This window comes from Pseudomonas sp. FSL R10-1350 (assembly GCF_009600525.1).
GTDB classification, from domain to species: domain Bacteria; phylum Pseudomonadota; class Gammaproteobacteria; order Pseudomonadales; family Pseudomonadaceae; genus Aquipseudomonas; species Aquipseudomonas helleri.
Map to the genome: position 1 here is coordinate 17,683 of NZ_WIVR01000031.1, position 14,241 is coordinate 31,923.

Genomic DNA, 14,241 nt, shown 5'->3' on the forward strand with positions numbered 1-14,241 from the left:
TCGCGAGCAAGCTCGCTCCTACAGGGGTTTATATAAGCCTTAAACCTTTTTCGTTGACGGCAACAAAATGGTCAAAATGCCCAGCAACGGCAGGTACGAACACAGTGAATACACGTACTCAATGCCGTGAATGTCCGCCAAATGGCCGAGCAGGGCCGCGCCGATGCCGCCAAAACCGAACATCAGGCCGAAGAACACCCCGGCAATCATGCCGACATTGCCCGGCACCAGTTCTTGCGCATACACCACGATGGCCGAGAACGCGGAGGCCAGGATAAAGCCGATGATCATGCTCAGGATGCCGGTCCAGAACAGGTCGACATAAGGCAACGCGAGACTGAACGGCGCAGCGCCGAGAATCGAGAACCAGATCACCGCCTTGCGCCCGATCTTGTCGCCAATCGGGCCGCCAAAGAAGGTACCCGCTGCCACTGCGCCGAGGAACAGGAACAGATACAGCTGGGAGCTGGCTACCGACAGGTCAAATTTTTTGATCAGGAAAAAGGTGAAGTAGCTGGTGAAGCTGGACATGTAGAAGTACTTGGAGAACACCAGCAACGCCAGTACCACCAGGGCACCGGTCACGTGTTTTTTCGACAGGCCGTGGGTGGCCACGCTGCCTTGCTTGAGCTTGAACAGGTTGAGGTGGTGGCGGTACCAGCGGCTCAAGCCGAACAGAATCAAGATGGCAAAGGCCGCGAACAGGCCGAACCACGCGACGTTGCCCTGACCGTAAGGGATGACGATGGCCGCTGCCAGCAACGGGCCGAAGGCGCTGCCCGCGTTACCGCCGACCTGGAAGGTGGATTGTGCCAGGCCATAACGCCCGCCCGAAGCCAGCCGCGCAACCCGCGAAGTCTCGGGGTGAAAGGTCGAGGAGCCAATGCCGATCAGCGCCGATGCCACCAGAATGGCGGTGAACGAGCCAACAAACGCCAGCATCAAAATGCCGATCAAGGTGCACACCATGCCCGCGGGCAGTAGCCACGGCTTGGGGTGGCGGTCGGTGTAATAGCCGACGCCCGGTTGCAGCAGCGAAGCGGTGAGCTGGAAGGTCAGGGTAATCAGGCCGATTTGGGTAAAGCTCAGGTCGTAGTTGGCCTTAAGCATCGGGTAAATCGACGGCAGCACGGCCTGAATCAGGTCGTTGATCAGGTGGGCAAGCGCACATGCGGCGATCACGCGCATGACCAACGGGCTGGACTGGCTGCTGACTGAGGCACTGGGACTGCTGCTGGGGCTGCTGGTAGCCGCCGGGGTCGTACTTGTTATAGACATCGAAGATCATCCGGGCAGGGAGTAAGGACACTGGATGCACGCAGGCAAACCAGCGGCTATCCTAGGTTTCGCGAATTTGCCTGTCTCGCGCAATTCGGGCGCTCACTGTCGCAAAAAGGGAATCATGATCAAACCGCTGAAAGAATTTCTGCTTGAGGTCGATGAAGCGCACTGGACAGTGAGCTGCAGCGCTACCGATTACCCGGCCGACTGGATTATCGCGCCGCATTCCCACGCCAAGCATCAACTGCTGTATGCCATTGAAGGGGTAATGGTGGTGCACTCGGCGTTGAGCCAGTGGACGGTGCCGCCCAGTCGCGGCATCTGGATGCCCAGTGGTCAGGTGCACTCGGTGCGATGCGTTGGCCCGCTGAAAATGCGCAGCGTGTATGTGCGGCCCGAGGTGGTGGCGCAACTGCCGACTGAAACCCGTGCTGTGAGTATTTCGGCGCTGTTGAGTGAACTGATCAAGGCCTCGGTCGACATCCGTGCGCCTTACGAGGCCGACTCGCGAGAAGACCGGATCATGAAGCTGATTCTGGATGAACTGGCGATTTTACCGGTGCTGCCGCTGCACCTGCCGCAGCCGCTCGACCCGCGCATCCAGAGTATTTGCAGCGTGTTGCAGCGTGACCCTGGCGACGGCTCGACCCTGGCCGACTGGAGTGCCCGGCTGGCGTTGGATGAAAAAACCATCCAGCGGCTGTTTCACAAGGAAACCGGCATGACCTATGGTCAATGGCGCCAGCAATCGCGGTTGCTACTGGCGTTGGAACGAATTGCCGTCGGCGAGAAAATCATCGATGTCGCCGGGTCATTGGGCTACGACAGCCCCAGTGCATTCACCACCATGTTCAAAAAACAATTCGGCAAAACCCCGAGCAATTTCTTCAAATAACTACGGTGCTGCAGGTGCGACCTTTTGCTCGTTCAAGAGATCGCTATATAGTTCGAGCTACAGCGAATTCTTTCCGCACAGACAGGACCTGACCGTGAGTGCACAACCCAAAGAGGCCGTAGGCCCAATCTATAACATTGACGCCATGCGTCGCGCCCAGGCGAATACCTGGAAGGCCATCGAAACGCTGTCGGCGCTGATCAAACCCGGCATGCACGAAACCGAAGCCGTGGCGCTGGGCAAGCAGGTACTGGCGGATCTGGACATGCAGCGCATCTGGCACCCGTTGTTGGTGCGCTTTGGTGCCAACACCCTGAAAACCTTAGAACAGCGCTCCGAAGGCGACCCGGTGCTGGGTGAAAACGATATTTTCTTTATCGACATGGGCGCGGTCTGGGAAGGGCACGAAGGTGACGCTGGTGAAACCTTCGTGACCGGCAACGACCCTGAAATGAAAGCCTGCGCTGAAGCAGCCAAAACGTTGTTTGAGCGGGTGCAGGCCAAGTGGAAGAACGAACAGGTGGCGGGGCTTGAGTTGTACCGCTACGCCCAAGAGCAGGCCAAGGACATGGGCTGGGTGCTGAACCTTGATATCAAGGGCCACCGTGTCAGCGACTTCCCTCACGCCATCCACCGGGGCGGTGACTTGGGTGACTTTGATCATTACCCGAATAAAGGGCTGTGGATTCTGGAAATCCAGATCGCCCACCCGAGCAAAGCCTACGGTGCCTTCTACGAAGATCTGCTGGCCTGATTGACTCATCCCTGTGTAGGAGCGAGCTCGTCTCGCGATCTTTTGATCGTTTAAAGATCGCGAGGCAAGCTCGCTCCTACAGGGGCCAATCAGGGCTTAATACGTAAACGCGATCGGTGGGTGGCGGCCGTTGAGCAGGAACTCGCCAATCGCCTTGTATTTGTAAGCCAGCGAATCATGGGTGGTGTGGGTACGGGCGTTGCGCCAATGGCGATCGAAGTTGTGCAGGCTTTGCGTGGTGGCTGCGCCGCCGACTTCATACAAACGCTCGCACACATGCAGCGCCGCACGGGTGGAAGCGATTTTTGCTTCGGCCACGTCGATGGAAGCCTTCGCCAGGACCGCTTCCAGTTCATCGCCTTGCAGCAGGCCCTGTAACTGGCTGCGGGCGGCGAAGTCGACTGCCGCTGCGGCTTTTTCTACCAGCGCTTCGGCGCCGTGGACGGAGGCGGCAAGGTCGCCAATGGTGTGCAAAATGTACGGATCATCGCTGGCCCGCTGCACACCGCTTTCACGCACCGGGCGTGAGCCGTTGCGCGCCCATGACACCGCATCGTCCAGCGCTGCCAGGCCAATGCCGATGTCGATAGAGCAATGGATCAGTTGCGCGCTGGCGCCAATGTAATTACGCCGTTGATACCACTGGCTCAAGGGGATTACCTGTTCGGGCGCTACCTGCACGTTTTCCAGCAGAGTGCTGCCGCTGGCCGTGGTGCGCTGGCCCATGCCGTCCCAGTCATCGAGCAGGGTGATGCCCGGTGTATTGGCCGGGAGCATGACGTACAGAGCGGCGCCGGTCTCGTCCACGGCCTGGATTTTCAGCAGGTCGGCAAACAGGCAGCCGGTGCTGTAGAACTTGCTGCCGTTGAGGATCAGTTGCTCGCCACGACGTTCGAGACGGGTGTGGATCTCGCCGCGAAAAGTGCCGCTGCGCTCGGCAATGGCACCCGATGACAGCTGGTGGTCTACGAAAGCCCCCAGGTAACGGGCCTGTTGCTCCGGGTTGGCGATCAGGCGCAGGTGCTCGACGGTAGCGAAGTGCGGAAAAATAGCCTGAGCCACACACGGGTCAGCCTTGGCCAGGGTAATGAAAATACGCGCCACATCGACTTGGCTGATGTCACCACCGCCCAGTTCGGCGGGCACCCGCGCGGCACCCAGCCCTGACTGGCGGATCAACTCGATTTGTTCGTGGGGCAGGGTGCGCTCGGCATCGCGTTGCGCAGCGCCGGGCTGGATCTGCGCTGCCAGTTGTGTGGCCAGGGCGACGTAGTCAGTCATGTGTTTTTTCCAGGGTTGAAGGGGCGTCGCGCAAGGCTTTGCGCGGTACGCCGAAGAACAGGATCAAGGCGCCGCTGGCGACCATGGCCGCCACGATATAGAGGGCCAGGCGAATGTCGCCGGTGGCGGTTTTGATCTGGCCGATCATGATCGGGGTCAGCAGGCTGCTGATTTGCCCGCAGCAATTGACCATGGCCAGACCCGCCGCTTTTGCCCGGTCCGACAGGTAGTACGTGGGGATGGTCCAGAACACCGCCGTGGCGCTCAGGTAGCCGGTGGTCATCAGGATCATCGTCGCCACGGTCGCGGTCGGACTGCTCAGGCATTGCGGCAAGATCAACATGGCCAGAGCCGCCAGCAGACCGGGCACGGTGAAGTGCCAGCGCCGTTCCTGCTGCTGGTCTGAGTGGCGACATACCAGCAACATCACCCCCACGGCGATGACGTAGGGCAGGGCTGAGAGCAGGCCCAATTGGCTGAGGCTGGTAATGCCCGAGTCACGGATGATCGACGGTGCCCAGATGTTGGTTACGTTGCCGGTACTCATGATGGTCAGGCAGTAGGCGAGGACGATAAACCAGACTTTGCGGTCTTTAAGCGCACCCAGAAAATGCTGATGGCCGCCCGGTTGGCGGCGTCCGCGTTCCTCGGCCAACGCTTGCTCGATGCGCCGTTTTTCATCCTGGCTGAGCCAGCGTGCGTCGGCCGGGCGGTTGTCCAGCCAATACCAGGCGAACAGCCCGGCCAGAATCGGCGGCAAGCCGGTCAACACGAACAGCCATTGCCAGCCGTGGAACCCGGCCACGGTGTCGAAGTGGCTCATGATCGACGTCGACAGCGGGCCGCCGATAATCCCGCACACGGCAATCGCCATGATGAACCTTGAGGTGATCCGCGCCCGGTGACTGGCCGGAAACCAGTACGTCAGGTACAGGATCACCCCCGGGAAAAACCCCGCCTCGGCCGCGCCCAGCAGCACGCGTAGCACATAGAATTGCGCGGGTGTCTGGGCAAAAGCCGTCGCCACGGTCACCAGCCCCCACAGGATCATGATGCGGGTCATGGTCTTTTTGGCGCCGATCTTTTCCAGCAGCAAGTTGCTGGGAATTTCGAACAGCAAATAGCCGATGGAGAACACCCCGACAATGATGCCGAAGGTGGCATCACTGATGTTCAGGTCGGTTTTGAAGCGCAGGTGGGCAAAGCCAATATTGACCCGGTCCAGCCAATTGAGCACAAAACACAGAAACAAAAAGGGCATGATCCGCCAGGCAAGCTTGCGGTACAGGGCCTGATCAAAACCCTCGGCTGCATGCGACGAGGAGTGAGTGACGGGCGAGGCAATGGGCGGATTCATGGGCAATTACCAGCTCACGTCGACTTTGGCGAAGTAGTACGCGCCGTCCAGACCATAGGGTGAGTACCAGCTATAAGTCGGGTTGTCGGTGGGGGCGAAGTAGTACTTCTTGGCTTCGTCGTTAAGCTGTTGCGGGCGACGGTTGAAGATGTTTTCGCCGCCCACGGTCAGCTTCACCGCGTCACTCAGCCAGTAGCCCACGCTCAGGTCGGTGATAAACGCCGGGTCGATTTTTTCGTCGCGGGTTGGCGACACCTGGTTCAGGCCGGTGACGCCGGTGTAGTGGGTTTCTTTGAGGTTGACGTCGAAGTCGCCCAGTTGCCACGCGGTGTTCAGCGAGGTGACGTTTTTCGGGTAGGCGCTGGTCAGGTTGCCGATTTTGTCGCGGCCCACGGCGGTCACGCCGGTGCCGGCCAGTGCGGCGGGTTCCTTGACTTTGCGCACGGTCTGCAAGCTCTGGTTGCTGAGCAGGGTCCACTTGACCTTGCCGTACTGGCCGAAGTCGTAGCGGTAGTCGGCCACCAGATCGATCCCGCGGGTGCGGGTGTCGGCCAGGTTGCCGAAATACGAGACGATCTGGTTCGGGTCCAGGCCTTTGTTTGCCAGCAGGTTGGACACGGCCGTGCCTTGCAGGTTGCTGGTTTGCAGGATGCGGTTGTTGATGTCGATCTGGTACAGGTCGACGGTAATGTCCAGGTTGGAGGTTGGCGTGGCGACAAAGCCGACGCTGTAGTTCATCGATTTTTCCGGCTTCAGGGCTTTGGCGCCCAAGGCCTGACCGGCCGCATCATCGACGGTGACGTAGCGCGTCACGTTCTGTTCAAGTTGCCCGGTGAGGGTGTTGGCGCGCCAGGCTGTCAGCGACGACGAGTAGTATTCTTGCTGCAAGGACGGCGCCCGGAAACCGTTGCTCACCGTGCCGCGCATCGCAAATTGCGGGGTGAAGGCATAGCGGGTCGAGAGCTTGCCGCTGGCGGTGTCGCCAAAGTCGCTGTAATGCTCAAAACGCCCGGCCACGCTGGCATCCCATTTGTCGGTCAGGCTCTGGCTGAAGTCGACGTAGCCTGCGGTGTTGGTGCGCGAATAGTTATGCGCATCCGCCGGGGTAAAGCCGGTCAGGCCCGGTGCACCGGGGTTGGGGCGCTGGCCTGCCAACGGGCTGCCGACCGGGAACACGTAGCCGCCGTCGCCATAAGAAGCCAGTTCGCCGGACTGGATCTCGAAGCCTTCGCGACGGAACTCAAGGCCGGTCGAGACGTTCAACGGTTTCTCGAACAGGCCGGTATCAAAGGCGCGGGACAGGTCGAGGTTGTTGGTCCACTGGTTGGCAATCAGGTTGCCGCCGTCCATGTTGCGCGGGCTGTCGGGCCCAAAAGACGGGTTGATCGACTTTTCATTGCGGATGTTGGCGTTGTCCTGGCCGAAGCTGGTGCTCAGGTCCCACTTCCAGCCGAACAGGTTGTCGTTGCGCAGGCCCACCACGGTCTGGAAGTCATCCTCTTCAACCACAAAACGCGGCGAGAAACCGTCCGGGTACACCGAGACGATGTTCTGCGGTGAGCTGGCGGTGCGGTAGGTGCCCCAGCTCTCGGAGTTGCGATGGCTGGCAGTGGAGAACGAGTACAGCGTGTAGTCCGCGTTGAGCGGCAACTCCATGTTGTAGGCCAGGTTATAGGTTTGCGAGCGCGGCTGGCCCATGATCTGGCGGTAGCGGCTCTCGCCGTTTTCCCGTGGGTCAGGCTGGCCGTTGACCGGGAAATAGATGCGGGTGCGCGCTGGTACGGCACCGGCCACGTTGGAGTTGTCTTGAATGCCGAGGTCGGCACTCAGGCTGAAAAAGCCATCGTTGGGCAGTTCAAAGCCCTGGTTCACCGACGCCTGACCGCGTGCGCCGAAGTTGCCTTTGCCGCCCACGCGATCTTTGAACTGGCCGTACAGGGCGCTGCCGCTGCCGCCCGAGCTGTTGCTTTTGAGGATGATGTTGATCACCCCGGCAATCGCATCCGAGCCGTATTGCGCTGCCGCGCCGTCACGCAGCACTTCGATGTGATCGACCGCCGAAATCGGGATCAGGTCCAGGTCGGTGGGCGACTGGCCGCTGGCCGTGGCCGCCGTCTGGACGAAGATCAGCGAGGTGGTATGGCGGCGTTTGCCGTTCACCAGCACCAACACATGGTTGCCGCCCAGTCCGCGCAGCGTGGCGGACTTCACTGACAAGCCGGTGCCGCCGGTAAATCCGGCGGCATTGGTGTACGACGGCACCGCAGCGGCCAACGCGTCGCGCAGGTTTTGTTTGCCCGAACGCATCAAATCGTCGGCGCTGATTACGTCAATCGGCGCAAGGCTCTTGGCCACGGTGCGGCCGCCGTCACGGGCACCGGTCACCACCACGGTTTGCAGTGAAGGCGTGCTCGATTCTTCGGCGAGCGCAGGCTGGCTGGCGTACAGACCGAGAATCCCGACGGTCAGCAGGCTCAGCTTGGGGCGGAAATTTTTACGTGGGCGAAACATGGTGAGGCTCCAAAAATGATTGGCGCCCGCTTTCCATTCCTGGTGGTGGGTGTTCCTGACAGGTCGTGGTGGCGAGTAAGTGTTATGGGCTGTCAGTGAGGTTGCATTACGTCGGTTCGGGCCTCGTCGATCAAGGCCAGATGCTGTTGCAGGCGGTTGTTGCGATTGGCCAACAGCAAGCGTTTGGTCCATTGCATGGCGCGTGAGTCATGGGCTGCCAGACGCCGGGCGAGGTCCAGTGCGGCGGCGATGGAGTCGTCGACCACAGCATTGACCAGCCCCAGTTCAAGTGCTTGTGCGGCATCGAACGGGCGTGCGCTGAGCATGATATCCAGCGCCGCCGCTTCGCCGATCAGGCTGGGCAGGGTGACGGTGCTGAAACCAGAGAGCATGCCATGACCGACTTCGGGAAAGCTGAAGCGGGTGTCGTGCCGGGCAATGCGAAAATCGCAGTGAATCGCCAGGCTGATGCCCAGGCCCAGTGTATGGCCCTGCAACGCGGCGATCACTGGCTTGGTCAACGGGGTGCCCACGCCGGGCAGCGAATTGGCCAGTACCTGTGTGCTGACAGTCTCACCCGTGGCGGCAATTTCCTTGAGATCGGAACCGGCGCAAAAGGCCCGTTCACCGGCACCGCGCAGCACGATGGCGCGCACTGCGCAGTCGTCTTGCGCACGCTGCCAGACCTGCGCGAGGGCCAATTTGGCAGCACCGTTCAAGGCATTCAAGCGCTCCGGGCGATTGAGCGTGACCAGTAAAACGCCGTCTTCAACTATTTCGTACTCGACAGTCATGGCTTCGATTCAGTGTCGTTTTAAGGAAAACGCATTGCCACTTGAGCTCTGCGTCAAAGTGAGCAAAACTTAAATCATGTGCACAATACAAACAATGTGTTTGTTATATGAACATATTCTTATGTACTTCCATATGGTTATAAAAGATGAAAGCAATCGTTCTAAAAGATTTCGGTGGCCCCGAGCAGTTGCAGCTTGAGACGGTGCCGACGCCACAGCCAGACGCCCATGAAGTGCTGGTGCGCATTGAAGCCGCTGGTGTGTGTCATCACGATTTGATGCACCGCGCCGGCAAGTTGCCGGGGGCGCATACCGGTGTGGTGCTCGGTCATGAAGTGTCGGGCGAGGTGGTTGAAGTGGGTGCCCAGGTGCATCACTTGAAAGTCGGCAGCCGCGTGGTGGTGTACCAGCGACGTTTTTGCGGGCAGTGCCGTGACTGCCTGCGTGGGCGTCAGGACTTGTGCCGCGCTTTAGGTTTGCCCTCTGTCGACACCGAAGGCGCATATGCCCAATACCTGCGCGTACCTGCGGCTTCAGCAGTGCAATTGCCGGACAGCATTGGCTATGCCGATGCCGCCCTGGCGTGCTGCCCGATCGCCACCAGCGTGCGTGCGCTGGTGTCGCAAGCGCAGCTCAAACCGGGTGAAACCGTATTGATCAACGGCGCCAGCGGCGGGTTGGGTGCGCATCAATTACAACTGGCGCGCTCGCTGGGCGCGCGGGTGATTGCAGTGACTGGCAGCGCTGACAAAGTGGACTTTTTGCGTGCCTTGGGTGCCCATGACGTAGTGGTGGCGGGCAGCGAAGGCTACAGCGCCGCCGTCTGGCAACTGACCGAGCGCCAGGGGGTCGACGTGGCCATGGAGAACGTCGGACACACCTTGCACGACACCTTGCGCAGCATGGCGATGGGCGGGCGCGTGGTGGTGCTGGGCAATGTGCAGCCGGGCACGGTGCCGGTGTCGCCGGGGCTGTTGATTGGCCGACGCCTGAGCCTGCTTGGCTCCGGCAGCGCAACGCTGGAGGATTTGCGCACTGCGCTGGCAATGATTGCAGCCGGTCAGGTCCGGCCTTTGATCGACCGGGTGCTGCCGTTTACCGAAGTGGCTCAGGCCCACGCCTTGCTCGAAAATCGGCAGGTCAATGGCCGCATCGTCCTCAGTGGGTGGTGAGCATGGACATCAGCACACTGTTTACCCAGGCTGCCCGCAAATGGCCGCAGGCGCTGGCGATCAAAGACCTGCACAGCGCCCGTGAACTGACCTTTGCCGAGCTCGATCAGGCCCTTGATGACTTCGCGGCCGGGCTGGTTGAGTTGGGCGTCGGTACGGGCGAGCGGGTTGCCCTGTTGGCTGATACCAGCCTGGATTATCTGCTGGCCGATTACGGCTGCATGGCCCACGGCCGGGTCCGCGTGCCGCTGGACCCCTCGCTGGCATCGGGCGAATTACTGGCGCAGATCAAGGATGCCGGCGCGCGTTTGCTGCTGTTCGGCAAAGGCCATGCTCACGTGGCGGCTGCACTGGTGGAGCAGGGCGTGGTCTGCCTGCCGCTGGATGCAGTGAGTGTTCCTGGCATGGCAGCAGCACCGCTGCGGGTTGCCCAGGCACGCACGGAGCTGGCGTCGTTGAACTACACCGGCGGCACCACCGGCGCGCCGAAGGCGGTCATGCACACCCACGCCAGCCTGTGTGCGGTGTTGCAGAACATCGTCATGGCCCGCGCGGCGTTGCCCGGTGATGTACTGCTGAACGTGCGGCCGCTGTGGCCGATTGCGGCGGTGGCATTGCTGGCCCATGTGCTCAGTGGTGGGCAGTTGGTGCTGGCTGAGCGATTTGATGCCTCTACCTTTGTTGCCCAGTTGCAGCAGCACCGTGCGGCCTTCAGTTCGTTGGTGCCGACCCAGTTGTTGCGGGTGCTGCGTGAGCCGCGCTTGGCTTATCCGGACCTGAGCGTGTTGAAGAGCATCGACATCGGCGCGGCCGCCATCGCGCCCTCGGTTCTGGACGACGCCTGTGAGTTGTTCGGGCCGCGCTTGAGTGTGTTGTACGGCATGACCGAAGCCCCCTGGACCTGCTATTTGTCGGCCGCACAAATGGGCCAGTTGCGCCGCGACGGTGAGAGCGCCGAAGGGCTGGTCGGACGTCCGGTGTTTGCTGCGGGGTTGCGAATCGACCGGCCCGATGACCAGGGCATGGGCGAAATCATGCTGGCGGGTCCGCAGTTAATGGCGGGTTACTGGCAGCAGCCCGAATTGACTGCGCAGGTGCTGGAAGAGGGCTGGCTGCGCAGCGGCGACCTGGGCCGGATCCGCGCTGATGGTTATTTGCAGGTCATGGGCCGCAGCAAGGAAATCATCCGCAGTGGCGGTAAAAGCATCCAGCCGGGTGAAGTCATCGAGTGCCTGCTGAACCATCCGCAGGTGGCGGATGCCCATGTGTTTGGCCAGGCTGATCTGGAGTGGGGCGAGCGGGTATGCGCCGCAGTCGTGCTTAAACCCGGTGCTGCGCCTTCCAGTGAGCAACTGCAAAGCCATTGCCAGCAAGTGTTGTCGCGTTTCAAAGTGCCGCGCCACGTGTATTTCGTGGAGACCTTGCCGCGTTCGCACTACGGCAAGATCCAGCTCAACCGCTTGCTTGAGCAACTGGGCTGAGCTTGCGCAGAATTAGTTGGGCGCCATTTGCGCAGCAATGCCCTGACAGGTACGGCGCAGATGGCTGGCAAGCTCAGAGCCGGGGTGGGTTTGTTCTTCCATGGCCAGCCCGGCGATGACCAGCGCCCCGACGGCATGGCCGTTGGCGGGGCGAATCGGGTAGGCAATCGAGTGCAAGCCCGGTTTGAACTCTTCGTGGCCGAAGGCAAAGTCCTGCTCGCTGCGGATTTTTTGCAAGGCTGGATCGATCCGTTGCCAACGCTCTTCACCGAGCAAACCGTGCGCCTGCTCGGCGCTGTAAGTGGCCAGAATCGCCCGTCCGCTGGGGCTGCCGTCGATAGGGAATTGATCCGCCAGATCGACAATCACATTCAGCGGCGTCGACGGCGTCCACATCCGCTCAATCAACACCACCTCATCACCCACCGGAATCGACAGCGAGACAATGGCCTGCAAGTCACCGATCACACGCTGCAACTCAATGGTGAACGGCAGGGCGATCTTACGCAGGTTAAGGCGATTGAGATAAGCCGACGAATAAATCAATGACTCGGCGCCGATCCGGTACGTACCGGCGTGCGACTCGATCAGATTCCAGTGATTGAGCGTCTTGAGCAGACGATGGATCGTGGTGCGATCAATCCCCGTCAGCTTGGCCAGCTCCAGCGCCGACGCGCCCTGCTTGAGCCGGGCCAGCGTCCTGAGCAAGACAATCGAACGGTCAATCACCTGAACGCGTCCGCAGTTGCCGGCTTTATCCTGGCTGGCCTGTGCTGCGAGTGGGAGTGAAGAAGTGTCCATTAAAATCCTGTGCGTGTCCGAGCCATTGCGAGCGGGTAAGGGTAGCGGTGAACGCGGTGGGAGAGAAAGGGGGGAATGCGTGGGTGATGAAAAATAGAGGGTAGGGACTAACAGGTAATGAGTAGGAGCCGCCGAAGGCTGCGATCTTGGATATATGCAGCAACGCATCAAGCCATTCTGAAGACAGTCACAGTACTAAGCTTCAAAGCACTCTTGGAATTCAAAGGCAAAGGAATGCCGACACAAGCAAGCAACTGCCGATTACGCAAAGGACGTTTTTCGCAGCCTGGTCAGATTTACGTGCTGACCTCGGTGGTCAAACAGCGCAGGGTTGTGTTCAAGGATTGGCGCATTGGGCGTCTGTTGGTTAATCAATTTCGTGAAGCCGAGAATGCGGGGCTTGTTGCTTCCCTTGCCTGGGTGGTCATGCCGGATCATTTTCACTGGTTGATACAGCTGCAACAGGGCAGCCTTGCAGAGCTGATGTGCCGGGTAAAATCACGCTGCAGCAAGGCCATTAATGGTGACGGAGCGATCTGGCAGCGGGGTTACCATGATCGCGCTGTGCGCCGCGAAGAAGATTTGAAAATGATTGCTCGATACATCGTTATGAACCCGATTCGTGCCGGTCTGGTGCAAAAGGTGGGTGATTACCCATTGTGGGATGCCATCTGGATTTAACGTCAGGTCAAAAGATCGCCCCCATTCGCGTAGGAGCTGCCGAAGGCTGCGATCTTTTGATCTTGGCAATTGAAATATCCCGATTCTGACCTTTGTGATTAAACACCGAAGTACGGTGATCACGCTTTTGGGGGGAACAGTGGGGTTTGACGCCACATCAAAAGATCGCAGCCTTCGGCAGCTCCAGGCCGAGGTCTTTCCCTATACCCTTATTCAGCTGTCGAAACGCGTAGTTATTGTTTTAAGGAGTAAATCATTTTCTGCTGATCGTCGATCACTTGCTCAATGGCTTGTCTGCGAATTCAACGCCGCGCGCAGGATTTGCTTGCGCAGCAGTGCGCCGGGCACCTTGGCCAGTTGCTCGACAAAGGTAACGTCGAGCAACTCAGCGAGGTGCGCGGCGCTGGCCGGGCTGCCGACCAACAGGTAGCTGCAGTGTTCTTCGATGCTGATCAGGTTGAGCAGCCAGTCCGGGTCATGGGCTTGCAGGGGCGATACCAGCGTTGCCCGCTGTGTCTGCAACAGGTGCTGCGCATTCCATACTGTGAGCTGCCCGATCACCCGTGGCAGCGGCAATTGAGCATCCATGCGCTTGAGATCTTTGTTGATCGCCGCAGGCAGGTCATGCTCGATCGCGGTCTGGCATTCACTGAAGTAACGGGCTGGCCAGTCCTGAGCCAATCCTGCCTTGGCGGCCAGGGCTGCGTAGGCCTGCTGATCGCGGGCAGTGGTGATCTGACCCTTGAGGTTCAGGGTGTTATCGAGAATCGCAGTGGCCAGCAAGGCGGCGGTGCTTGAATTCATTGCGTGGAACAGACCGGCTTCGCCCCAGCGTTCATACACCTGTGTGCAGGCGGCGCCGACAGCTTCGATGGCGGCCCGGGGGCCCAGCCGCTCTTGCCAATACGACTCAAAGCCAGGGTGATGGTCGATCACTTCAACCACACGCTGTGCATCGACACAGGTGTCGAAATGGCTGGGGTCACTGATGTCGATCATCACGAAGTGATCGTGCTCAGTGACAGGGTGCGCATCTAGGGCAACGGGCCACTCGCGAAGGGTCTGGCTGATGCTCTGATTGAGTGGGGCACTGCTGATCGCCTTGGCTTCAAGGCCTTGCAGGTTAAGCAACTGGGCGAAAGCAATACATCCCGCGTAAGCATCGATATCGAGGTAGGCAGAGCCGCTGGTAACAACAATCATGGGCGAGGGCAAGTCCGGGAGCGGCAAGAT

12 protein-coding genes are annotated in these 14,241 nt (G+C 60.1%); 5 read left to right on the top strand and 7 right to left on the bottom strand.

Annotated features, from left to right (window positions below; all coding sequences use genetic code 11):
* Positions 1-39: 39 nt before the first annotated feature.
* Positions 40-1,278 carry an MFS transporter gene (locus GHO25_RS14935; protein WP_153391114.1) on the bottom strand — a complete coding sequence of 413 codons (1,239 nt, stop codon included), beginning with the start codon at positions 1,276-1,278 and terminating at the stop codon, positions 40-42.
* Between the two features lie 124 nt (positions 1,279-1,402).
* On the opposite strand from GHO25_RS14935, the gene GHO25_RS14940 reads away from it, so the two are divergent.
* Complete coding sequence (locus GHO25_RS14940; RefSeq protein WP_153391115.1) at positions 1,403-2,176, top strand: helix-turn-helix domain-containing protein; 774 nt, start codon at positions 1,403-1,405, stop codon at positions 2,174-2,176.
* Between the two features lie 94 nt (positions 2,177-2,270).
* A complete protein-coding gene (locus GHO25_RS14945; RefSeq protein WP_178110098.1) occupies positions 2,271-2,930 on the top strand; it encodes a M24 family metallopeptidase in 660 nt (219 codons plus the stop codon).
* A 96-nt stretch (positions 2,931-3,026) separates the two neighbouring features.
* On the opposite strand, the gene GHO25_RS14950 is transcribed toward GHO25_RS14945, so the two are convergent.
* From GHO25_RS14950 to GHO25_RS14965, 4 genes are all read right to left on the bottom strand, one after another.
* Positions 3,027-4,211 (bottom strand): acyl-CoA dehydrogenase family protein, encoded by a 1,185-nt coding sequence (locus tag GHO25_RS14950; protein ID WP_153391116.1) that lies wholly within the window; start codon positions 4,209-4,211, stop codon positions 3,027-3,029.
* Positions 4,204-5,568 (bottom strand): MFS transporter, encoded by a 1,365-nt coding sequence (locus GHO25_RS14955; RefSeq protein ID WP_153391117.1) that lies wholly within the window; start codon positions 5,566-5,568, stop codon positions 4,204-4,206. Before GHO25_RS14955 ends, GHO25_RS14950 begins: the two co-directional genes overlap by 8 nt.
* A 6-nt stretch (positions 5,569-5,574) precedes the next feature.
* Entirely contained in the window at positions 5,575-8,079 is a 2,505-nt protein-coding gene (locus GHO25_RS14960) for a TonB-dependent siderophore receptor (RefSeq protein ID WP_153391118.1), read from the bottom strand.
* Between the two features lie 92 nt (positions 8,080-8,171).
* Positions 8,172-8,873 (bottom strand): enoyl-CoA hydratase/isomerase family protein, encoded by a 702-nt coding sequence (locus tag GHO25_RS14965; RefSeq protein WP_153391119.1) that lies wholly within the window; start codon positions 8,871-8,873, stop codon positions 8,172-8,174.
* Positions 8,874-9,019: 146 nt separating this feature from the next.
* Between GHO25_RS14965 and GHO25_RS14970 the strand changes: the two genes are divergently transcribed.
* Together GHO25_RS14970 and GHO25_RS14975 are read left to right on the top strand one after the other, a co-directional pair.
* Positions 9,020-10,045 (top strand): alcohol dehydrogenase catalytic domain-containing protein, encoded by a 1,026-nt coding sequence (locus GHO25_RS14970; RefSeq protein ID WP_153391120.1) that lies wholly within the window; start codon positions 9,020-9,022, stop codon positions 10,043-10,045.
* Positions 10,046-10,047: 2 nt separating this feature from the next.
* On the top strand, positions 10,048-11,526 hold the full coding sequence (locus GHO25_RS14975) for a class I adenylate-forming enzyme family protein (protein WP_153391121.1): 1,479 nt from the start codon (positions 10,048-10,050) through the stop codon (positions 11,524-11,526).
* A 12-nt stretch (positions 11,527-11,538) separates the two neighbouring features.
* On the opposite strand, the gene GHO25_RS14980 is transcribed toward GHO25_RS14975, so the two are convergent.
* Positions 11,539-12,327, bottom strand: coding sequence for an IclR family transcriptional regulator (locus tag GHO25_RS14980; protein ID WP_153326491.1), 789 nt, complete (start codon positions 12,325-12,327; stop codon positions 11,539-11,541).
* 234 nt (positions 12,328-12,561) lie between these two features.
* Between GHO25_RS14980 and GHO25_RS14985 the strand changes: the two genes are divergently transcribed.
* A complete protein-coding gene (locus tag GHO25_RS14985; RefSeq protein ID WP_153391122.1) occupies positions 12,562-13,008 on the top strand; it encodes a transposase in 447 nt (148 codons plus the stop codon).
* A gap of 282 nt (positions 13,009-13,290) precedes the next feature.
* On the opposite strand, the gene GHO25_RS14990 is transcribed toward GHO25_RS14985, so the two are convergent.
* Positions 13,291-14,211: a DHH family phosphoesterase gene (locus tag GHO25_RS14990; protein WP_153326486.1), complete on the bottom strand. Its 921-nt coding sequence runs from the start codon at positions 14,209-14,211 to the stop codon at positions 13,291-13,293.
* Between the last annotated feature and the right edge of the window lie 30 nt (positions 14,212-14,241).